22 protein-coding genes and 1 pseudogene are annotated in these 20370 nt (G+C 42.9%); 3 read left to right on the top strand and 20 right to left on the bottom strand.

The window, feature by feature from the left end:
- Positions 1 to 61: 61 nt before the first annotated feature.
- The 7 genes from rplS to A3I3_RS0105190 all read right to left on the bottom strand — a co-directional run bounded on the left by rplS (position 62) and on the right by A3I3_RS0105190 (position 3950).
- A complete protein-coding gene (gene rplS, locus A3I3_RS0105220; RefSeq protein WP_018371680.1) occupies positions 62 to 409 on the bottom strand; it encodes a 50S ribosomal protein L19 in 348 nt (115 codons plus the stop codon).
- A 116-nt stretch (positions 410 to 525) separates the two neighbouring features.
- Positions 526 to 858 (bottom strand): fluoride efflux transporter CrcB, encoded by a 333-nt coding sequence (crcB, locus tag A3I3_RS0105215; protein WP_018371679.1) that lies wholly within the window; start codon positions 856 to 858, stop codon positions 526 to 528.
- Positions 855 to 1229 (bottom strand): fluoride efflux transporter CrcB, encoded by a 375-nt coding sequence (gene crcB / locus A3I3_RS0105210; RefSeq protein WP_018371678.1) that lies wholly within the window; start codon positions 1227 to 1229, stop codon positions 855 to 857. The genes crcB (A3I3_RS0105215) and crcB (A3I3_RS0105210) overlap by 4 nt, the downstream gene beginning before the upstream one ends.
- Complete coding sequence (locus tag A3I3_RS0105205) at positions 1226 to 1492, bottom strand: chorismate mutase (RefSeq protein ID WP_018371677.1); 267 nt, start codon at positions 1490 to 1492, stop codon at positions 1226 to 1228. The genes crcB (A3I3_RS0105210) and A3I3_RS0105205 overlap by 4 nt, the downstream gene beginning before the upstream one ends.
- Positions 1493 to 1561: 69 nt before the next feature.
- On the bottom strand, positions 1562 to 1831 hold the full coding sequence (rpsN, locus tag A3I3_RS0105200) for a 30S ribosomal protein S14 (protein ID WP_018371676.1): 270 nt from the start codon (positions 1829 to 1831) through the stop codon (positions 1562 to 1564).
- Positions 1832 to 1974: 143 nt separating this feature from the next.
- Complete coding sequence (gene sufB, locus A3I3_RS0105195) at positions 1975 to 3357, bottom strand: Fe-S cluster assembly protein SufB (RefSeq protein ID WP_018371675.1); 1383 nt, start codon at positions 3355 to 3357, stop codon at positions 1975 to 1977.
- 149 nt (positions 3358 to 3506) lie between these two features.
- Complete coding sequence (locus A3I3_RS0105190; protein WP_018371674.1) at positions 3507 to 3950, bottom strand: flavodoxin; 444 nt, start codon at positions 3948 to 3950, stop codon at positions 3507 to 3509.
- A gap of 103 nt (positions 3951 to 4053) precedes the next feature.
- Between A3I3_RS0105190 and A3I3_RS0105185 the strand changes: the two genes are divergently transcribed.
- Positions 4054 to 4995 (top strand): DHH family phosphoesterase, encoded by a 942-nt coding sequence (locus A3I3_RS0105185; RefSeq protein ID WP_018371673.1) that lies wholly within the window; start codon positions 4054 to 4056, stop codon positions 4993 to 4995.
- A 97-nt stretch (positions 4996 to 5092) separates the two neighbouring features.
- Positions 5093 to 5335 carry a type B 50S ribosomal protein L31 gene (locus A3I3_RS0105180; protein ID WP_280523008.1) on the top strand — a complete coding sequence of 81 codons (243 nt, stop codon included), beginning with the start codon at positions 5093 to 5095 and terminating at the stop codon, positions 5333 to 5335.
- 233 nt (positions 5336 to 5568) lie between these two features.
- On the opposite strand, the gene A3I3_RS10830 is transcribed toward A3I3_RS0105180, so the two are convergent.
- The 13 genes from A3I3_RS10830 to rnc form a co-directional block, all read right to left on the bottom strand.
- The gene (locus A3I3_RS10830) at positions 5569 to 5727 is read right to left on the bottom strand and encodes a hypothetical protein (RefSeq protein WP_018371671.1); all 159 of its coding nucleotides are present in this window, start codon (positions 5725 to 5727) and stop codon (positions 5569 to 5571) included.
- A 9-nt stretch (positions 5728 to 5736) separates the two neighbouring features.
- The gene (gene obgE, locus A3I3_RS0105170; protein ID WP_018371670.1) at positions 5737 to 7047 is read right to left on the bottom strand and encodes a GTPase ObgE; all 1311 of its coding nucleotides are present in this window, start codon (positions 7045 to 7047) and stop codon (positions 5737 to 5739) included.
- Positions 7048 to 7095: 48 nt separating this feature from the next.
- A complete protein-coding gene (locus A3I3_RS10480) occupies positions 7096 to 7224 on the bottom strand; it encodes a DUF4044 domain-containing protein (RefSeq protein ID WP_081600728.1) in 129 nt (42 codons plus the stop codon).
- A gap of 95 nt (positions 7225 to 7319) precedes the next feature.
- Positions 7320 to 8459, bottom strand: coding sequence for a macrolide family glycosyltransferase (locus tag A3I3_RS0105160; RefSeq protein WP_018371668.1), 1140 nt, complete (start codon positions 8457 to 8459; stop codon positions 7320 to 7322).
- Between the two features lie 123 nt (positions 8460 to 8582).
- Complete coding sequence (glmM, locus tag A3I3_RS0105155) at positions 8583 to 9935, bottom strand: phosphoglucosamine mutase (RefSeq protein ID WP_018371667.1); 1353 nt, start codon at positions 9933 to 9935, stop codon at positions 8583 to 8585.
- 17 nt (positions 9936 to 9952) lie between these two features.
- Complete coding sequence (locus A3I3_RS0105150; RefSeq protein WP_018371666.1) at positions 9953 to 10726, bottom strand: CdaR family protein; 774 nt, start codon at positions 10724 to 10726, stop codon at positions 9953 to 9955.
- 1 nt (position 10727) lies between these two features.
- Positions 10728 to 11573, bottom strand: coding sequence for a diadenylate cyclase CdaA (cdaA, locus tag A3I3_RS0105145; protein ID WP_018371665.1), 846 nt, complete (start codon positions 11571 to 11573; stop codon positions 10728 to 10730).
- Positions 11574 to 11783: 210 nt separating this feature from the next.
- The gene (gene ftsY, locus A3I3_RS0105140) at positions 11784 to 13139 is read right to left on the bottom strand and encodes a signal recognition particle-docking protein FtsY (protein ID WP_018371664.1); all 1356 of its coding nucleotides are present in this window, start codon (positions 13137 to 13139) and stop codon (positions 11784 to 11786) included.
- A 1-nt stretch (position 13140) separates the two neighbouring features.
- A complete protein-coding gene (locus tag A3I3_RS0105135; protein ID WP_018371663.1) occupies positions 13141 to 13959 on the bottom strand; it encodes a Cof-type HAD-IIB family hydrolase in 819 nt (272 codons plus the stop codon).
- Positions 13956 to 14753 (bottom strand): Cof-type HAD-IIB family hydrolase, encoded by a 798-nt coding sequence (locus tag A3I3_RS0105130; RefSeq protein ID WP_018371662.1) that lies wholly within the window; start codon positions 14751 to 14753, stop codon positions 13956 to 13958. Before A3I3_RS0105130 ends, A3I3_RS0105135 begins: the two co-directional genes overlap by 4 nt.
- Positions 14754 to 15041: 288 nt before the next feature.
- Positions 15042 to 15509 carry an NUDIX hydrolase gene (locus A3I3_RS0105120; RefSeq protein ID WP_018371660.1) on the bottom strand — a complete coding sequence of 156 codons (468 nt, stop codon included), beginning with the start codon at positions 15507 to 15509 and terminating at the stop codon, positions 15042 to 15044.
- Between the two features lie 84 nt (positions 15510 to 15593).
- Positions 15594 to 19127, bottom strand: coding sequence for a chromosome segregation protein SMC (gene smc, locus A3I3_RS0105115; protein ID WP_018371659.1), 3534 nt, complete (start codon positions 19125 to 19127; stop codon positions 15594 to 15596).
- Positions 19127 to 19816 (bottom strand): ribonuclease III, encoded by a 690-nt coding sequence (rnc, locus tag A3I3_RS0105110; protein WP_018371658.1) that lies wholly within the window; start codon positions 19814 to 19816, stop codon positions 19127 to 19129. The genes smc and rnc overlap by 1 nt, the downstream gene beginning before the upstream one ends.
- Positions 19817 to 20218: 402 nt before the next feature.
- Here rnc and A3I3_RS10825 point away from each other — a divergent pair.
- Positions 20219 to 20370, top strand: a pseudogene (locus A3I3_RS10825) (ISL3 family transposase); the annotation flags it as partial.

Raw genomic sequence — 20370 nt, 5'->3', positions numbered from 1 at the left:
TTTAGCGGCAGACATAGAAAAAAGCTCTCCTTGTACAAGAAGAACTTCTCTCAAAATCTGATTAACGGCGAATTTCTTTGATACGCGCTGCCTTACCTTGCAATGCACGAAGGTAGTAAAGTTTAGCACGGCGTACTTTACCGTAACGAACGACTTCAATCTTATCAACACGTGGAGTGTGAACTGGGAAAGTACGTTCAACACCTACACCGTTAGAAATTTTACGAACTGTGTAAGTTTCTGAAATTCCGCTATTTTTACGCGCAATAACGACACCTTCAAAAATCTGGATACGTTCGCGGTTTCCTTCGACAACTTTCGCGTGAACGCGAACCGTGTCACCAGGGCGGAATGCAGGGATATCAGTGCGAAGTTGACCTTCTGTCAAACTTTGGATCAATGGATTCATATTTCTTCTCCTATCTTACTAATCATCAAGCAAGTTGCCCAGCGGATTAGTCGTTTTCTGTGCGTCCATTACACACAGAGAATATTATACCAGATTTCCGCTAAAAGTAAAGATTTTTAGAGCAGAATTCCTAAAAAAATTGCTAAAAAACCAAGGAGATAGGTCAAAAGCAAGTAAGAGAGAAACTTTTTCTTATTTTCTAGCAGGGCAAGGAGCTCCGCATTCAAGGTAGAAAAGGTTGTCAAACCGCCACAAAAACCCGTTGCTAGAATGGCGTAAACTTGTTTATCGGCAACAGATTTATAAAAAATACCAATCAGAAAGGCACCTAAAATGTTAGCAACAAGAGTGCCTAGTGGTAAAGCATAGCGGCTATTTAACTGTGAAAAGACAAAACGTATCAGAGTTCCTAACCCACAAGCAGTCATCAAATATAGAACCATACTCATGATTGCACCCGCTTTTCTGCGATAAGAGCAATTGCAAATCCACCTAAAATGCTCAGAGAAAGATAGATTAGTAGGCTGAGTAAATCACCTTTGTCTAGTAATTTAACACTATCTAATAGCAAGCTCGAAAAAGTTGTCAGGCCGCCACAGAAACCTGTACCCAAAGCTAAAACCAAACGCCTTGCAGCTCCGCGACTAGCTAAATATCCTTTAACAAACCAAACGAGCAACCACACTCCTAGCCAGTTAACTAACAGCGTGCCCCAAGGAAAAGAAAAGTCTACCAGCAAACTCATACTGAACTCATACCGGCACAAACCGCCTAGCGCACCAGCTGCAAAAACTGCAAGATTATCTTTGAATTTTATCATGATAGGTTCTTATTTTGATACTCACGTGAGTGTCTCATCAAGTCCGCAAAAGAGTCTACAATAGTTTCGACATACTGTTTATTTTCAACATGTGCTGCCACCTTATCTAAAATCGCTTGCTCACGCGCTCGATCTAAAATTGCCCTTCCGCTAGATTGTTTATAGGCAACAACCTGACTTACTAGCTCCATTCTTTTTTCTAAAAGATTGACCAGTTCATCGTCCACTTGATCAATTTCCCGCCTGATGTCTGCTAAGTCCATGATTCTCTCCTTGTGTTTGTGCTGATTCTATCATATCAAAAGCGAGAAAAATTTTCCAGCTCATTTCTCTTACCAGCTGGCTTTTTTAACTCCTGGAAGCTGCCCTTTGTGCGCCAGTTCACGAAAATGAATGCGGCTCAATCCAAACTTCCGCATATAGGCATGCGGGCGCCCGTCCAGCCGATCGCGGTGCTTCAAGCGATTAGGGTTGGAATCACGCGGCAATTTGCGCAAGGCTTCATAATCCCCCTTATCCTTGAGCTCTCGCCGCAAGTCGGCATACTGCTCAATGAGTTTTAACTGTTTGTGATAACGTGCCATTTTTGATTTTTTAGCCATGTTCGTCTCCTTCGATTTTACTTAACTAGTTAAGTTTATATCTATTATACTATTCTTAACAAATATTTCAAGCAAAAAGGTCAGGAAAAATATATCCTAACCTTATCTTGTCATTTTAAAAGATGAAAAAACTTGTCTATTGATTAACCAACCGAGCCTTCCATGCTCATATTGATGAGCTGGTTGAGTTCAACGGCGTATTCCATAGGAAGTTCTTTGGTGATTGGTTCCATAAAACCATTGATAATCATGGCTGTCGCATCTTCTTCACTAATGCCACGGCTCATAAGATAGTAAAGCTGGTCTTCTGACACCTTGGACACCTTGGCTTCATGCTCCAGCGCCACATTAGAATTATGGATTTCATTGAAGGGAATGGTGTCGGAACTTGACTCACCGTCCATGAGAATGGTGTCACACTCGATATGCGATTTAGAGCCTGCGCTATCTTTGCCAAAGCGAACTTGCCCACGATAATCGGTCTTGCCTCCGTCTTTAGCCACCGACTTGGAAATCAAGGTGCTAGAAGTCTTAGGGGCATTATGGTAGACTTTACAACCTGCATCAAGGTGCTGACCTGCATTTGCAAAGGACATGGACAAGACAGAGGTTCTAGCATTACGGCCATTCAAGATACTGCATGGATATTTCATATTGACCTTGCTGCCGAGATTACCGTCAATCCACTCCAGTGTCCCGCCCTCTTCGACTGTCCCTCGTTCGGTCACTAGATTATAAACATTATCTGACCAATTTTGAATAGTGGTGTAGCGGAAAAAAGCATCCTTTTTGACAATAATTTCTACATTCGCCGCATGAAGACTATTGGCTGTATAAGTCGGTGCAGTACAGCCCTCAATATATTGGATAGAAGCTCCCTCTTCTATAATTATAAGAGAACGCTCAAATTGTCCTGCATTTTCACCATTGATCCGAAAATAAGTCTGCACTGGAACTGTACACTGGACATTTTTGGGAACATAGATAAATGTCCCTCCTGACCATACTGCACTATTTAAGGCTGAAAATTTGTGCTCTGCATTAGAAATGACCGTTCCAAAATACTTTTTAACTAGCTCGGGATACTCCTGTACCGCCGTATCAGTATCTGTAAAAATGATGCCCATCTTAGCAAATTCGTCCTTCATATTATGATAGACGACCTCTGACTCATACTGGGCGACTGCCCCAGAGAGAAACTGCCGCTCCGCCTCTGGAATGCCCAGACGATCAAAGGTTTTTTTAATCTCATCTGGTACCTCGTCCCAAGTGTTGGCACGTTCTCCGCTTAATTTTTGATAATAAATAATATCATCAAAACGAATACCTGACAAATCTGGTCCAAAATCAGGCATGGGTAACTTGTGGAAAAGCTCCAAAGAGCGCAGGCGATAGTTCAGCATCCATTCTGGTTCATTTTTGATTTCTGAAATATTACGAACTATTTCCTCTGTCAGTCCTTTCCCTGTTGAATAGAGGGGCTTAATGTCATCGTGAAAACCAAAAGCATAATCTCGTTCTTTCATTTGGCTACCCTTCCTTTCTGCAATTCATAATACCGTTTTCCTTCATTATACTCTTCTTTCTGAGAAATGTCAGAAAATAAGACTGAAAATCAAAAAGTGGAATTAGAAACAAATTCTTTTCAGAAAATATTTCTATCCCACTCTCACTATTATTGAACTTTGGCTGCTACTTCTTCAGCAAAACGTTCTAAGTTTTTAATATCTTCATCTTCTGCTGAAAGATCAACCTTGACATTTTCAGAAGCCTTTTCTGCTCCGATAGCCGCAAAAACGGCATCAAAATCATCAACTGCTTTACAAAATTCATCGTAAAAAGTGTCACCAGATCCTACAACTCCATAGAACTTACCTGACAAATCTAGCCCACTCAAATCTTCATAGAAGTCCATCATCTCATCAGGCAATTCTCCATCACCATATGTGTAAGTTGCGATAATAGCCACATCTGCTTCCAGAAAATCCTCTGCATCAACAGTGGTACATTCATCAACATCTACTTCTAGTCCTAGTTCTTTCAATTTATCTGCAACAATATCTGCAATTTCTTCGGTATTTCCAGTCATACTAGCAAATACAATCTTAGCTAAAGCCATAATTTCCTCCAATAATTCACTCTCTTCATTATATCATAAGTTTAGGATTTTTAAAATAAAAAATCTTATGATACAATGAAAGGAAAACCAAAGGAAGAATAATATGACCATTCAAACTCAAATTTTACAAAAAATCAAAGAATACGATACTATTATCATCCACCGCCATATGCGCCCAGATCCTGATGCGATTGGAAGTCAAGTTGGTTTGCAGAAACTTCTGCAACACAATTTCCCCGATAAGCACATCCTTGCTACTGGCTATAATGAGCCTACTCTAACTTGGTTAGCGCAGATGGATCAGGTGACAGATAAGGACTACGAAGGTGCTCTTGTCATCGTTTGTGATACAGCTAATACTCCAAGAATTGATGATGCTCGCTACTCTAGTGGAGACTTTCTGATCAAAATTGACCACCATCCTAACGACGATAGTTACGGTGACCTTATGTGGGTGGATACAAAATCCAGTAGCACCTGCGAGCTCATCGCTCTCTTTGCTTTTGAAAATGATCTCAAAGTCACAGAAACCACAGCTAGACTTCTTTATGCAGGTATTGTTGGCGATACAGGACGTTTTCTCTATCCTGCAACAACTTCAAGAACATTTGCTATTGCTAGCAAACTTCGCGAAATTCCATTTGACTTTGCCGAGATAGCACGAAAAATGGATTCTTTCAGTTATAAGATTGCTAAATTACAAGGTTATATCTACGATCATTTAGAAGTTGATGAGAATGGCGCTGCACGCATCGTCTTGACACAAGAATTTCTACAAACAAAAGGATTGACTGACGCGGACACTTCTGCTATCGTGGCTGCTCCTGGTAGGATTGAAGATGTCAAACTCTGGGGAATTTTTGTTGAGCAAACAGACGGGCATTATCGCGTCCGTTTACGTAGTAAGTCCATTCCTATTAATGAAGTCGCCAAAAAACATAATGGCGGAGGGCATCCATTGGCTAGTGGTGCTAACTCTTACTCCAAACAAGAAAATGAAACCATTTATCAAGAATTGCAAGCACTAATTTCTGGAAAAAAATAAAGAAAAAGCTTGCCAAAGTGTTGATAATTTGGTAAACTATCAAGGTAACAAAACTATGGCTCGCAAAGAGCGCATGGCAGAAAGGAAATTTTTTAAAATGAGAAAAGATATTCATCCAGAATACCGTCCTGTTGTCTTTATGGACACTTCAACTGGCTACAAGTTCTTGAGTGGTTCAACAAAACGTTCAAACGAAACTGTTGAATTTGAAGGGGAAACTTATCCATTGATCCGTGTCGAAATTTCATCAGACTCACATCCATTCTACACTGGACGTCAAAAATTCACCCAAGCAGATGGACGCGTGGATCGTTTCAACAAAAAATACGGTCTCAAATAAGAAACAAAATCAAAACTACTTCCAAATCGGAGGTAGTTTTTGTAATTGTGAAACCGACATGTCGCTGTGATCAACACGCAGATATTTTTGTACCCTCAAGATTTAAGTAACTGTAAAACTATATGCTACCTTTAACGATAGAGTTTAGGTTTTTGTACTCTCAAGATTTAAGTTTTTTAAATTTAGCAAAATATGAATATAATGAAAGGCTAGGAAATCTCCCAGCCTCATTTTTATTTACCTTCTTTTGCTAGTCGTTCTCTTTCTAAACGAAACTTACGGTTAGGATTCAAACGATTAAATAGCTCCTCTAATTTCTCAGCATTCCAGACATCGGCTGCTGAGACAAAATTTCCATTTTCATCTTTGAAGGATATTGGTTTATCACCCATAAGCTCCTCCTAATCTACAAATTCAAACTCAAATTTGCCAATGCGCACCAAGTCGCCGTCCTTGGCTCCTCGATCACGCAAGGCTTCGTCAACGCCCATGCCGCGCAGTTGCCGCGAGAATTTCATAACAGCTTCGTCACAGTCAAAGTTGGTCATGGTAAAGAGCTTCTCTAGCTTGTCGCCCGACAAGACCCAAGTCGCATCGTCATCGCGCGAAATTTCAAAAGCTGGCGCGTCGGCATCAAAGCCGTAGTAGGCCTCATCTTCCATGTCCGTCTCATCATAGAGCAGAAATTCTGGTGTTTCGTCCAATAGCTGCGCTGTAGCGTCCAAAAGCGGTGCTAAACCTTGCTTGGTCAGACTGGAGATAGGAAAAATAGCTGGCAATTCTTCAAATTCGTCATAAGAAGCTGCTAATTTTTCCTTGAAAATCTTGAGATTTTCTGCACTATCAGGCATGTCCATTTTATTGGCCACGATGATTTGTGGGCGCTCCATGAGACGCAGATTATAGGATTCCAGCTCCTTGTTAATGGCTAGATAGTCTTCATAAGGGTCGCGCCCCTCGCTCGCAGACATGTCCAGCACATGGAGAATGACCCGCGTCCGCTCAATATGGCGAAGAAACTGCGTTCCTAGCCCCACGCCCTGACTAGCCCCTTCAATCAAGCCCGGCAAATCAGCCACAGCAAACGACTGGCCAGACTGGGTGCGAACCATGCCCAGATTGGGCACAATCGTTGTGAAATGGTAGGCTCCGATTTTGGGCTTGGCAGAGGTGATGACGCTGAGCAAAGTTGATTTCCCGACAGAGGGAAATCCAACCAGACCAACATCTGCCAAAACTTTCAGTTCTAGGAGCAAGTCGCGCTCTTGGCCGGGTTCTCCGTTTTCAGAGATTTCTGGAGCGGGATTTTTGGGAGTCGCAAAGCGAATATTGCCGCGGCCACCGCGGCCACCGCGCGCCACGATGAACTCTTGACCATTTTCAATCAAGTCGGTGATGACCTTGCCTGTCTCCGCATCACGCACCGTCGTCCCTTGCGGCACACGAACAATCAAATCTTCTGCCCCGCGTCCGTGCATGCCCTTGGTCATGCCTTTCTCACCCGCCTGTGCCTTAAAATGACGATTGTAACGGAAGTCCATAAGGGTGCGTAAGCCTTCGTCTACCACGAAAATAACATTGCCACCACGACCACCGTCACCGCCCCAAGGACCACCATTAGGAACGTATTTTTCTCGCCGAAAAGCGACCATGCCGTCGCCGCCACGACCAGCCTTGACCTGAATCTTGGCTGTATCTAAAAACATACTCATTTTTTTACTTTCTTTCTTCAAAAAAACGCTTTTACAAGCGTTTCTGCCTTACATCAATGCTCCGACTGCACTCATGACAATCGCACCAACAGTGACAACTAGCATGATCAAAACGACAATCAAAGTCAAACGTTCAAAACCTGTTTTTTTTCGTTGTCCATTATCTCCAAAAGCCAATTTCATTACCTCTTTTTCTTGAATTACTGCTTTCATTTTATCATGAATACGCAGATTTTACAAACAGTTTTCATGATAAAATACAGCTTAAAGTTTTAAACTTCCAATTGATCCAAAATCAGCTGGGCTATCTTCTGATTGCCACCTGCGGTCTGACACTTGTTTTGAAAATCCTGCGCTCGTTTTTGATAAGACTTGTCCTCCAATAACTCTCCTGCTGCTTCTTGAAGCTGCTGAACTGTCAAGCCACGCTTATTTAAGCGTTTCCCCACATGCACATCCGCCACTTGCTGAGCAACTCTAGGCTGGTCATTGCCCATAGGAACCACCAGCATAGGCACGCCATAATAAAGCGCCTCGTTGACACTATTCATACCGCCGTGAGTGATAAAAAGGCTGGCGCGCTCCAAAATCTGCAACTGTGGCAAAAAAGGCGCCAGAAAAATATTATCTGGAAGATTTCCGAGCTCCTTCACATCAATCTTATCGCCCACTGACATGATAACAGACAGTTTTTGATTGCCAAAAGCCTGGATGCACTTTTTGAAAAAATCAGGCGAGTTATTTAAAAGTGTTCCCAAAGAAATGTAGACAATCGGATCAGGAAAATTTGAAAAATCAAAATCACTTTCTGTTCTGTGCCCGATAGAGGGACCTACAAAATGATAGTGCTCGGCTGGAAACTGGTCAGGATAAACTTGAAACTCTTTCACCGTATAAACAAAATTAAGCTCAGGCGCATTGTCAACCATTTCACGCACCATATCAGCATAGCGCCAAGCAAAACGTCGCGCCAATGGACGCGACAAAAGGCGCTGCAAAATTGGAAAACGAAAAATCAATGTCAGATAAAAGCCGCCTGTCCGACCAAAATCGCTTAGCACCTGTTCATTCAAAGCAAAGGTCGAAAACAGCCGAAAAGAAGGAAGTCCTAGTTGGTCAGCCAAGGATTTCCCTGCCGTAAACAGCATTTCATAAACCAGACAATCAAAATCCTTGCCAATCCTCTTTACCGTTTCATAAGCCCAAGCCCAGCTTTTTATATCCGCCGACTTTCCTGCTCTATAATTGTCATAAGGCACAAAAGTCGCACCAGTCGCTTCTATCTTGTCGCGCCAAGCGGGCGAATGAATGTAAGTCACCTCATGCCCCAAACCGACAAAAGTCCGAGCCAAGTCCAGAGTCGGATTAGTGTGCCCAGAAAAAGGCAAATTTACCATTAAAATGCGTTTCATCGCGACTACTCCTTTTAAAATGTAAAAAAGATGTTTTTGTCAGACCAGAAAAATAGAATCGCCAACACCCATTAAAAAGTGTATGGCGAAAAATCTTCTTTTCTAATTCTTTGCTGGTTATTTTTACTCAATTCCAATCACATTACGAACCACATCAGCAATGGTGTCCACATAGTAGTCCACTTCTTCGTCGGTCGGTGCTTCTGCCATGACACGCAAGAGCGGCTCTGTTCCGCTTGGGCGAACCAAGATACGTCCGTTGCCAGCCATTTTAGCTTCCATTTCTTGGATAATCGCCGCAATCGCAGGCACTTCCATAGCCTTGTCTTTCATGCTGTTTTCAACGCGGATATTAACCAATTTTTGCGGATAAATGGTCACTTCTGCCGCTAATTCTGACAGAGCTTTGCCCGTTTCTTTCATGACCTTGGTTAGTTGCACAGCGGTCAACTGCCCGTCACCTGTGGTATTGTAGTCCATGATAATCACGTGCCCTGATTGCTCACCGCCCAGATTGTAGCCAGATTTTTTCATTTCTTCGACAACATAACGGTCACCAACGGCCGTGACAGCCTTGTTGATGCCTTCGCGGTCCAAAGCCTTGTGGAAACCGAGGTTGGACATAACGGTCGTTACAATGGTATTTTGGGCTAGCTGACCTTGTTCAGCCATGTACTTACCGATGATGTACATGATCTTGTCGCCGTCCACCAGCTGACCTTGTTCATCAACGGCGATGAGGCGGTCGCTATCACCGTCAAAGGCAAGTCCAATGGCTGCGCCAGCTTCCACAACCGTCTCTTGCAATTGCTCTGGGTGAGTCGAACCACAGTTCAAGTTAATATTGAGGCCGTCAGGAGCCTCACCGATGACGGTTAATTTTGCCCCCAAGTCTGCGAAAATTTGACGAGCACTAGTTGAAGCAGCGCCATTTGCCGTATCAAGCGCCACATGTAGCCCTTCCAATTCAACACCAGTAGAAACCAAGTATTGTTGGTATTTGCGCAAGCCCTCTGGATAATCAACCAGCGTGCCCAGACCTTCTGCACTTGGGCGAGGAAGGATGTCTTCTGCCGCGTCTAGCAGCGCTTCGATTTCTAATTCTCTCTCGTCGTCTAGCTTGTAGCCGTCACCGCCAAAGAATTTAATCCCATTGTCAAGAGCAGGATTGTGACTAGCTGAAATCATCACCCCAGCGCTTGCTTTTTCAGACTTGACCAAGTAAGCCACTCCTGGTGTTGCAATCACCCCTAGCTTATAAACGCGAATACCGACCGACAAGAGACCCGCCACCAAGGCGCTCTCTAGCATTTCTCCTGAGATACGCGTGTCGCGTCCAACGAAGACCCGAGGCACTTCGCTTTCGTGCTGACTGAGAACATAGCCGCCGAAGCGTCCTAATTTGAAAGCCAATTCTGGCGTCAATTCTACATTAGCCTCTCCGCGGACTCCGTCCGTTCCAAAATATTTACCCATTATTTTAAAATCCTTTACTAATTTCTTGATTCACTACTTGATGTGCTCGTGCTGCTGCTCGTACTTGATGAGGAACTAGAGCCGCTGCTTGAACTATGTTTAGACTTCACAGTAATTTTCAAATTAACTTCTGCTGGCGTGATAACACTTGGAAGAACCGTACCATTCTCATCAACCGCTTGTAAGGGTACACTGATAGAATAGTTGCCGGTTATCTTGATATTGCTTGGAAGACTTGCAATAACATGATCAACCCGCTCCAATGTCTCTTCATCGCTTGTTACCGTTGCTTTGCCAGTACTGATTGTTGCCTCGTCTACTGTAACATCTTCATCAATTTGACTATTTGGTATTAGCGCTTTTACCTCAACTGTTTTGCTAGCTTTTTTACCAATTTTTACAGTAATCTTGGTCGGATTAATCGTTGCAGTCAACCCTGTTGGTAGATTTTCAATAGTCAATCCCACTTCATGTGTCCCTGGCTGGAGTTTTGATAAATCTGCTACAACACGAAAACTTCGAGTATTTTCCTGCATCTCACTTGCTAAGGTTACCCGATTAGAACCTGTCAGCTGAACGGATACTTCAGATGAAAAACCACTGATAAAATAGTCATCACTGTCATATTTGATATCAATTGGCACACTTTGGATTGTATTTGTATAAGTTTCCGAGGTAATTTGACGTGTATTGATATTTTTTTGAAAACTGTTAGTTGTAGCGTACACAAAAAGTATCAAAGCAAAGAAAATGGATGAGACAATGTACCAAATTTGTTTACGTTCTTTCATACTACTTTCCTCCTTTGAAGCGACTAAGGAGCGTTGGTGTCTTCCTAGGTTGGGCTACAAAGACCTGCTCCAATTCCGCGCGCAATTCTTCAATAGTCAAATCATGTTTAAAGACACCATTATGAGTAATAGAAATCGCTCCTGTTTCCTCAGAAACAACCACAGTCAAAGCATCGGATACTTCAGAAAGACCGATTGCAGCTCGGTGACGCGTTCCAAATTCCTTAGAAATTCCTGATGACTCCGTCAAAGGGAGGTAAGCGCAAGAAACTGCGATTTTATTTTCACGAATAATAACAGCTCCGTCATGTAAGGGCGTATTAGGGATAAAAATATTAATCAATAATTCGCCAGATACATCTGCATCTAAGGGAATACCTGTTGCAATATATTCTTGCAAGGTGCGCGCCCCTTCAATAGCGATAAGGGCACCAATCTTTCGAGGGCTCATGTACTCAACTGCCTTGATAAAGGACTGAACCATTTTTTCTTCTGTGGTAAGATTATTTGTGGAAGTAAAAAAATCTGTTGCTCGTCCCAAACGCTCTAGCCCTGTCCGAATTTCTGGCGTGAAAATCACCACGGCTGCAATAACACCGTAGGTGATCACTTGACTCATAAGCCAAGAAATTGTTGTCAGCCCTAAGCTATTAGCAATAATTTGTGCCAAAACAAAGAGCAAGACCCCTCGAACCAAAATCATAATCTTGGTTCCAGCGATAGCCTTAATTACATAATAAAGTAGAAGAGCTACCAGGGCAATATCCAATAAATTAAAAGCTAGTTGCCAAGGACTAGCAAAAAGATTTTCCCAATATTGAGAATTGGTTAACTGTTGATAATTCATGTCACGACCTTCTCTGTCCAAAAACGTTCCTATCCATTATACCATGTTTTGACTAATTTTACAGGTGGAAATTTATATTCAAGTGGCAAAATGGCTGGAAGAAAATTCCAGCCACTAAATTTTGTTTTGCAGATGCGATAACTCCGTAATATCTTCAGTTTACTAGACTGCAAAGCAGAATAGGTACATGAGAGTGAAATAAAACTATCTTCACACCAAACCTTCCAGCAAACCGCGCATGAAGTTTTCGGAGTTAAATTCACCGATGTCGTCGATTTTTTCACCGAAACCAATTAGCTTGACTGGAATGTCCAATTCTTCGCGAATGGCGAGCACGATCCCACCGCGCGCTGTGCCGTCAATCTTGGTCAGCACGATACCAGTAACTGGCGTGATTTTTGAAAATTCCTTAGCCTGAACTAGCGCATTTTGCCCAGTCGAAGCATCCAGAGCAAGGAAGGTTTCATGCGGAGCCGCAGGCTCTACCCGCTTGATAATCCGCCCAATTTTTTCCAGCTCCGCCATGAGGTTGTCCTTGTTTTGCAGGCGTCCAGCCGTATCAATCATGAGAATATCCACATTTTCCGCCTTAGCCCGCTCCATGCCGTCAAAAACAACACTGGCTGGGTCGCTCTTTTCAGGCCCTGTCACAATGGGAACATCAACCCGCCGCGCCCATTCCTCCAGCTGAGCAACTGCCCCCGCACGGAAGGTGTCCGCTGCAACCAGCATGACTTTTTTGCCTTCTTGCTTATATTTATAGGCTAACTTGCCGATAGAGGTGGTCTTGCCGACCCCGTTGACCCCGACAAAGAGCATGACTGTCAAGCCGTCTTGAAAATTGATCGTTTCCTTGTAAGAACCGTCTTTTTCGTAAATATCAACCAGCTTTTCAATAACTAACTGCCGCAGCAAGTCTGGTTTTTTGGCATTTTCCAGTTTGGCTTCTTGGCGCAATTCCTCAGTCAAGTTAGAAGCGACCTGCACACCGACGTCGCTCGTAATCAAGACTTCTTCTAACTCTTCAAAGAAATCCTCGTCCACTGTCCGAAAATTGGCGAAGAAAGCATTGAGGCGAGCACCAAATCCAGTCCGCGTTTTCTTCAAACTGCGGTCGTATTTTTCTTGGACGGTCTCAGGCTGGGCTGGCTCTGGGCTTCTTTCAGCCAACTGTTCTGCTTCTGATGCAATAGGAGTTTCTTCCACTCTTGTCTCTACTTCCTCTTCCACGCTTGGAGCCGCTGCTTCTACCGTCTCAACGGCTTGCGCTTCTACTGGACTTGCCTCGTTCAAAACAGGCTCCATTTCTTCAGGAGCCGGCTCGCTTTCTTCTGCCGCAAACTCTGCTGGTTCTTGCTCTACACGCTCTTCTTCTGACGCGCCAGGCTCAGCTTGCTGGCTATCGGCTTCATCAGCTACTGGTTGAAGCTCTTCTTTTACAGCTTCAGCTGCTGTCGGCTGTTCTTCTACCTGAACTTCTTTTTGAACGAGCTCTTGGGTAGCTGCTTCCTCTTTCTCTTCTTGCTTGTCTTTTTTCCGACCAAACAAACGGTCAAATAATCCCATATCATTCCTCCTCTAAGACATATTTTTCAATCGCCCAAGCCACACCGTCTTCGTCATTGGTCAAAGGTGTCACCACCTTGGCCGCCTCTTGGACAGCAGGCACCGCATTTTTCATAGCCACTCCAAGCCCCGCCCACTCAATCATGGTCAGATCGTTGGCTTCATCCCCCACGGTCATGACTTGGCTTTGCTCAATGCCTAGATGCGCAATCAACTTAGCCAAACCGTTGGCCTTGTGAGCTTCTTTAGGACAAAACTCTAAAATTTGTGCACGAGATTTGAAAATACCATATTTATTTTTCATTTCCTCGGGAATTTGAGCCAGAGCCCTATCCAAAATCTCTGCATCAAAAGCAGATACACATTTGTTGTAGGAAATTTGGCTAGAGAGATCTGAAAAATCAACAGAGGTAAAATTAAGAGCTGGATTAAATGTTGCGTAGCGTGATTCTTGATCAGATTGGATCTGATAAACGTCTCCTTCACAAATTGCATCAAGTGGAATCCTTAGCTGTTCTGCAAGATCATAAAGGTCATGCACATCGCTATAACGAAATACCGTTTTGTCCAGAACTTCCCCTGTATTGCGCTGCACCAGACCGCCGTTAAAAGTAATGGTGTACTCGTTTTCTTGGTCAGCGATGCCAATTTCTTTCAAGAAAAAGTCCATGGCCTTGAGCGGACGCCCCGTTGTCAGGACAATTTTGACGCCTCGAGCATGAGCCGCCTTGAGCGCTGCCAAGTTCCGCACCGAAATCTTTTTGTCATGGGTCAGCAAAGTCCCGTCCAAGTCCAAAGCAATCAATTTAATATTCGTCATGATAAGCCCTCCATGTAAGTCATAACGGAGCCCGCCGCATGGTGTCCAATCACCTGTTTTGCGACCGCCAAAATCTCTGGTCGTGCATTTTCTGGCGCAATAGGTTGCCCTGCCACCTGCATCATGTGCAGGTCGTTGAGATTGTCACCGAAAACCATGACTTGATCCATGTCAATGCCCAGCTTTTTCGCTAACTCGACCACAGCCACGCCTTTATCCACATAGTCCAGCACGATGTCAATAGAAGCAAAGCCCGTCGTCATCGCTTTTACGCCGTCAATATGCTCATTGACCCAGCTTTCGCCCGCCTCAATCGTCTCCTCGGTGAAATTGGTCGTAAATTTGAAAATCTCGTCCTCAATTTCAGCCAAATCAGCAACTTTTTGGATATTTTCATTGTAATGCGCGCTAAAAGATAGGTAGGTCGGATTGACCGTATCAAGCACATAGCAGCCTTTTTTACCAGTCAAGAGCAGCTGGTTGATGTCCATGTAAGGCGATGTCTTGAGCTTGTCAAAGACCTGCAAGTAAAAGTCCTTGGGCATGGTTGCTTCATACAAATCCTCACCGTGAAACTGAACAACGCTGCCATTTTCAGCAATGAAAATAATCTCGTCGCGCACCTCATCAAAGAGCTTTTCCAAGGACAGAAGACCGCGCCCACTTGCCACCGCAAAATACATCCCTTTTTCTCTAAAATCTATCAGCAAGGCCTTGAGACGGTCCATATCAAACTGACCCTTGTCGTCCAAAAAAGTCCCGTCCATATCTGTTGCTACTAACTTTGGATACAATTTAATCTTACTCCTTCTAAAGGGGGATTGATAAACTTTCCCGCTTTTTCATTCTTTCTTATTATATCATAAAAGAGAAAAAACAACCGTATCAGATTGATAAGGTTGTTTAGTTTTACTAACAGCTTGATGTAAAATCTCCAGCTCATCTTCTTTCTTGTCCCAGTGTCTGTTTTACATGCTGCTGGTACTGGAGAAAGCCTTTATGAGGAGTATGAAATAACAGGAGTGTTGACGAAGAAAGAAGTCCAGAAACGGTATTCCCAAAAACTAATCTATAATCTTTAATTACCTTTCTATTGGACTGTTATTTTCAAAAAAATCTTTAATCATATCTTTATGTTGTTGATTAACAATGGTTATATTTTGTATCTCATCATAATCAAAAAACGCTAATTCTAAGGTTTCATCACTGCTGAAATTATTATTAAAAACATCAGTCTCAGCTTGAACTAAATACAAAATAGTAATTACTTGCGCTTCATCACCATTGGGATAAGAATCCGTATACTTTGTATAAACATTTTGAAGTTTCACAGGTCTCACTTTTATTCCTGTCTCTTCATAGAATTCCCTTATTAGCGCTTCTACAGCTGATTCACCTAACTCGATAGCGCCGCCTGGTAAACCCCAAGTACCCTTATCTGACCTTTTTTGTAAAAGTATTTTCCCAGAACTACTTAGTATCCCACTAGTAAAGTTCAAAAAAATTTTATCTTTACCAACTTTTTTTCTTATTTGTCTTATATAATCCACTATTTTCTCCTAAAATACAGTCTGTAGATGAAATCTGATCCATTATTCCAAAGTATGCTTTCTCCGATTTTTGGGGGCATGACATTACACACTTTCTAAATCTTTTAATTTCACTGACACAATCTTGGAAACGCCTGACTCCTGCATGGTCACACCGTAAATGGAGTCTGCCGCAGACATAGTTCCCTTGCGGTGAGTGACCACGATAAACTGGCTTTCCTTGTCAAAGCGGTTGAGATAATCCCCGAAACGCTTGACATTGGCCTCATCAAGCGCCGCTTCCACCTCGTCCAAAATGACGAAAGGAATAGTCTTGACGCGGATAATGGAAAATAGCAGAGCCAGAGCCGAAAGCGCCTTTTCGCCACCACTCATGAGGTTGAGTGACTGGATTTTCTTGCCCGGCGGCTGCACCGAAATCTCAACACCAGCTGTCAAGAGGTCGCCCTCGGTCAAAATCAGGTCGGCTGACCCACCACCAAACATCTGCCTAAAGGTCACTTTGAAACTCTCGCGAATAGCTTCAAAAGTTGATTTGAAGCGTTCTTTGACCTCATCGTTCATCTCCTCAATCGTCGCAAGAAGCAGATTTTTAGCCGACAAGACATCGTCGCGCTGGGTATTTAGGAAATCCAAGCGATTTTTGACTTCGTCGTATTGCTCAATGGCCTCCAGATTGACCGGCCCCAAAGCACGAATCGCTTTCTGCAGTTCCTTATGTTGACTTTCAGCTACTGGCAAATCTGCTAGCTCATCAGCCTGTTGATTTGCTTCTTCAAAACTCATCTTATAGTCTTCTGTGAGAGTCAATACCAGGTTTTGCAGTTGCTCAACAATTTTTTCTTTTTGTGCTTCAAATGTCGCCTGTTGACGGATCCAATTTTCGTTTTGAGAGCGTGAATGTGCTAATTGCTCTTGCAAGTCATCACTCTGACCTTCTACATCTTCTAGTTCAAAACGGAGACGAATCATAGCTTGATTGAGACTTTCTTTACGCTCCTTAGCATCTGTTAACTGTTCCTCTAAATGCGCAATGTCAACCGGTTCTTCAATACTATCACCCTGTTCTAAGCGGCTTTCAAGTGCTGCAATTTGCTGAATTAATTCTGCTTTTTCCGCTTCGATCCGTTTCTTTTGGCTTTCTTCAAAGCCTTTACGGCTGGCAAATTCTGTCCGTTCTAATCGAGCTGCTGACAAGGTCTCATTGAGTTTATCAAAACGTGCTTGAACAGCTTCTTTATTTGACTTAACCTGCTCAATCTCCTCTGTCAAATCCATTTTAGCTTGCTCAATTTCAGACAAGCGTTGTGCTAAAGCTTCTTTCTTAACTTGTAATTCTTGTCCAGTACCAATGCTCTCTTGTTCTGCACTTGCATCAAGCAGGTCTTCTAGCTCTCCCAAACGCTCTTGAGTCTGTTGATAAGACAAGTTTGCCTTCTGCTCTGCTAGACGTGCAAGATCGCCTTCTTCCTTAAGTTCTTGCATTTGCTGACTTAATCTCGTCAACTGTTCTTGCAATTCTGCTACCTTATTTTCACGTTCAGCTAAGGCTTTCTCATCCGCCTCAATCTGACTAGTCAGAACTTCCAACTCAGGTTTGACAAAAATAGTTTGTTGATTGCGGTTTGCACCACCGGCGTAAGAACCGCCCGGGCGAAGTTCTGTCCCATCCAAGGTCACAATCCGTACTTGATAACGAACCGCACGCGCCGCACGCTGAGCATTTTCTGTTGTATCAAAAACGGCTGTCGTCCCTAGTAGATTTTTATAAATTGTCTCAAAATCTTGATCAAAACGAACCAACTCACTAGCAACTCCTAAAAATCCCTGACTTGATTGGATTGTTTGCCGATGATGACTAACGATTTCTCTAGGTTTAATCGTAGTCAATGGCAAAAGGGTCGCACGACCTAAACGATTCTGTTTAAGATACCGAATAGCACGCTTTGCAGCTTCCTCATCAACGACAATAATATTTTGGCTACTTGCTCCGAGAGCTATTTCAAGTGCTGTCTGATACTTAGCATCAAAAGATAGATTTTCACTGACTGCACCTAAAATTCCTCCAATTTGTTTAGCATTCTGCAAAATAGCCTTAACACCTGCATAGAGGTTGCTATGATTTTGTAAAATATTTTCCAGACTGGTTTTTCGTGCTTTTTTATTTTTAAGCTCATCCATGCTATCAAACATAGATTTTTGTGCTTCCTGATAATGATTTTCAGTTTTGACATGTTCGTTGCTCAGAACTTGGTAATTTTTCAACAACTCCTCTAGGTTTGTCCTAACTTGTTCAAGTTCTTGCCTTTGCTCATCAGCTTGTTTTCGCACTACATCTAAATCATTTTCCAACTTGCGCCGGTTCTCTAATTTAGACTGGTTTTCTTGCTCTTGAGATTTTAACTGCACTTCTAAAGCTGTCAAATCGTTTGAAAGTCCCGCTTCTTCCTGCATCAGTTTGACATAGCGCTCACGCAATCGTTCAATCATCTGATCAGGGTCATCAGAAAAATCTCGCAATTCTTCCTCCAAATTTGCGATTTTCTGATCTAAAGAGGTTAAATTAGCAGATAAATTAAGAATTTCTTCCTGATTCGCCGCCTGTTCACCCTCTGCTTGCTCTTTTTTAGCAGTTAGTGTTGCTATCCGCTCTAAAATTTCTTCGCGATTGGCAGCCTCCTGATTAGCAGCCAGTTTTGCAACTTGGATTTTTCCTTCCAAGTCACTGATTAAGCGAGTTAAGTCTAGCAGAGCATTTTGACTACTCTCTTGCTCGTGTAGGCATTTTTGACGCTGTGCTTTTAGTTCCTGACTTTTAACTTCTAGCTCATCTCTTTTTTGATAATAACTTTTGAGTTCTTCCTGAACAATTTCTAAATTTTTCTCCAGTTCGGTTAGCTCTTCTTTGTTTTTATGAATTTGCGCCACCAAAATATCCAGATACAGTCGCTTACGCTCTTTGTCCAATTCCAAAAAACGTTTTGCCGTTTTTGCCTGTTTTTCTAGAGGTTTAACTTGGCTGTCCAACTCATAGATAATGTCCTCTAGACGGTCCAGATTATCCTGGGTCTGATTGAGCTTGCTCTCTGTCTCTTTTCGCCGCGTCTTGTACTTGAGCACCCCTGCGGCTTCCTCAAAAATCGCTCTGCGCTCTTCGGGCTTGCTGTTAAAGATTTCTTCGACCTTCCCTTGGGAAATAATGGAAAAACTATCCCGCCCCAAGCCAGTATCCATAAACAAATCATGGATGTCACGCAGCCGAACTTTCTTGCCGTCAATCTTGTATTCGCTGTCGCCACTCCGATAAATATGGCGCTCCACGCGGATTTCTGCCCCAGCATTCTTGATAAATTGGTCTTTATTGTCCAAAAGAACGACAACTGAAGCATAATTCAAAGGCTTGCGATTTTCCGTCCCTGCAAAAATAACATCGGGCATCTTGCCGCCCCGCAGGCTTTTGACACTGGACTCACCCAGCGCCCAGCGCAGGCTTTCGGTAATATTGGACTTGCCAGAGCCATTTGGCCCCACGACCGCAGTCACCCCTTGGTCAAAGACGACCTTGGTCTTATCAGCAAAGGATTTGAAGCCCTGAATTTCAATTTCCTTCAAAAACATTAGTAATTCCCCTTTTCAACTGCCCTTTTGGCAGCTTCCTGCTCGGCTAGCTTTTTGGATCGACCTTTCCCTGTTCCGAGAGTTCGCCCATTGACCAAAACAGCCACCTCAAAACGTTTGGCATGGGCTGGACCAGACTCGGCTACCACTTGATAATCAATGTCCACATCGCCATTGACCTGCAGAAGCTCCTGCAGCTTGGTCTTGTAGTCTGTGACCCGCTCAAAATCGCCCGCTTCCACCTTGGGAATCATGACCTGATAGAGAAAGTCCTTGACCGCTTCCACATCCTTGTCGAGTAGCAGAGCGCCTAAAAAAGCCTCAAATAAATCCCCTAAAATCGTATCGCGCTCACGCCCGCCTGATTTTTCCTCACCCTTGCCCAGCTTGATATACTGGTCAAATTGGCAATCTCTAGCAAAACCAGCCAAACTCTCCTCGCGGACAATCATCGAGCGCAGTTTGGACAAGTCGCCTTCTGGTTTCTTAGGATACTTGCTGTACAAATATTGCGAGATAATCAGTTGCAGAACAGCGTCTCCTAAAAATTCCAAGCGCTCATTATGTGAAATTTTTAAGAGGCGGTGCTCATTGGCGTAAGAAGTGTGAGTAAAAGCCGTTTCTAGCAGCTCTTGCTGAGAAAAAACAATGTTGAAACGCTCCAGCAGAGCTTGATGTAATTTTTTCATGAAAGTCTCCCTCATTTTGTTAATGCACAGTCTATTATATCAAAATTTTACTACAAATAGGCAATTAAAGGGGAAAGAAAACAAACAAAGAAATTTTAAAATTGCTTAAGTTTCATTTAAGCTTGAAGGGGTATACTTAATTCATCGGTTAAGAAAATATTGTTTCTTACTGATATTCCTAAATAACTTTTCTTTTTCATAATAATCTCCCTATAAGGCTCGCCAAATCAGGCGGGCTTTTTTTGCGAAACAAAAAGAGAGCTGAAAGCTCTCAAATAGGGCTCTATAATTTCTGTAGTGAGTAAAATCACTTTAGGAATTATGGAGCCTATTTTGTTGTAGAAAAAAAGTCCCATAAGACCTATAATGAAAAGCGATCAAACCATCATTAGAAAGAATCTTATGGAACAATTAAATTTTATCACAAACTTACTCGGAATTAAAGACCCTAACATCACTATTTTAGATTATGTAGATGCTGGAACACATAAAGAAATCATGGCTAAGCTAGATTATCCCGCTCCTAAATGCCCTCACTGCCAAGGACAAATGGC

Origin of the sequence: Streptococcus massiliensis DSM 18628 (assembly GCF_000380065.1) — a bacterium.
Lineage (GTDB): Bacteria > Bacillota > Bacilli > Lactobacillales > Streptococcaceae > Streptococcus > Streptococcus massiliensis.
The sequence above is the reverse complement of the archived record's forward strand: the minus strand, read 5'-3'. Positions and strand labels throughout refer to the sequence as shown.

What these genes read in the sequence shown, in the direction of transcription:
- crcB (WP_018371679.1), bottom strand. Translation starts at nt 858, where the DNA reads ATGAGTATGGTTCTATATTTGATGACTGCTTGTGGGTTAGGAACTCTG.
- A3I3_RS0105180 (WP_280523008.1), top strand. Translation starts at nt 5,093, where the DNA reads ATGAGAAAAGATATTCATCCAGAATACCGTCCTGTTGTCTTTATGGAC.
- rpsN (WP_018371676.1), bottom strand. Translation starts at nt 1,831, where the DNA reads ATGGCTAAAAAATCAAAAATGGCACGTTATCACAAACAGTTAAAACTC.
- cdaA (WP_018371665.1), bottom strand. Translation starts at nt 11,573, where the DNA reads ATGAATTATCAACAGTTAACCAATTCTCAATATTGGGAAAATCTTTTT.
- A3I3_RS0105190 (WP_018371674.1), bottom strand. Translation starts at nt 3,950, where the DNA reads ATGGCTTTAGCTAAGATTGTATTTGCTAGTATGACTGGAAATACCGAA.
- rnc (WP_018371658.1), bottom strand. Translation starts at nt 19,816, where the DNA reads ATGAAAAAATTACATCAAGCTCTGCTGGAGCGTTTCAACATTGTTTTT.
- ftsY (WP_018371664.1), bottom strand. Translation starts at nt 13,139, where the DNA reads ATGGGATTATTTGACCGTTTGTTTGGTCGGAAAAAAGACAAGCAAGAA.
- A3I3_RS10830 (WP_018371671.1), bottom strand. Translation starts at nt 5,727, where the DNA reads ATGGGTGATAAACCAATATCCTTCAAAGATGAAAATGGAAATTTTGTC.
- smc (WP_018371659.1), bottom strand. Translation starts at nt 19,127, where the DNA reads ATGTTTTTGAAGGAAATTGAAATTCAGGGCTTCAAATCCTTTGCTGAT.
- sufB (WP_018371675.1), bottom strand. Translation starts at nt 3,357, where the DNA reads ATGAAAGAACGAGATTATGCTTTTGGTTTTCACGATGACATTAAGCCC.
- obgE (WP_018371670.1), bottom strand. Translation starts at nt 7,047, where the DNA reads ATGAGTATGTTTTTAGATACAGCCAAGATTCAGGTCAAGGCTGGTCGT.
- rplS (WP_018371680.1), bottom strand. Translation starts at nt 409, where the DNA reads ATGAATCCATTGATCCAAAGTTTGACAGAAGGTCAACTTCGCACTGAT.
- A3I3_RS0105205 (WP_018371677.1), bottom strand. Translation starts at nt 1,492, where the DNA reads ATGGACTTAGCAGACATCAGGCGGGAAATTGATCAAGTGGACGATGAA.
- crcB (WP_018371678.1), bottom strand. Translation starts at nt 1,229, where the DNA reads ATGATAAAATTCAAAGATAATCTTGCAGTTTTTGCAGCTGGTGCGCTA.
- A3I3_RS0105185 (WP_018371673.1), top strand. Translation starts at nt 4,054, where the DNA reads ATGACCATTCAAACTCAAATTTTACAAAAAATCAAAGAATACGATACT.
- A3I3_RS0105160 (WP_018371668.1), bottom strand. Translation starts at nt 8,459, where the DNA reads ATGAAACGCATTTTAATGGTAAATTTGCCTTTTTCTGGGCACACTAAT.
- glmM (WP_018371667.1), bottom strand. Translation starts at nt 9,935, where the DNA reads ATGGGTAAATATTTTGGAACGGACGGAGTCCGCGGAGAGGCTAATGTA.
- A3I3_RS0105150 (WP_018371666.1), bottom strand. Translation starts at nt 10,726, where the DNA reads ATGAAAGAACGTAAACAAATTTGGTACATTGTCTCATCCATTTTCTTT.
- A3I3_RS0105135 (WP_018371663.1), bottom strand. Translation starts at nt 13,959, where the DNA reads ATGACGAATATTAAATTGATTGCTTTGGACTTGGACGGGACTTTGCTG.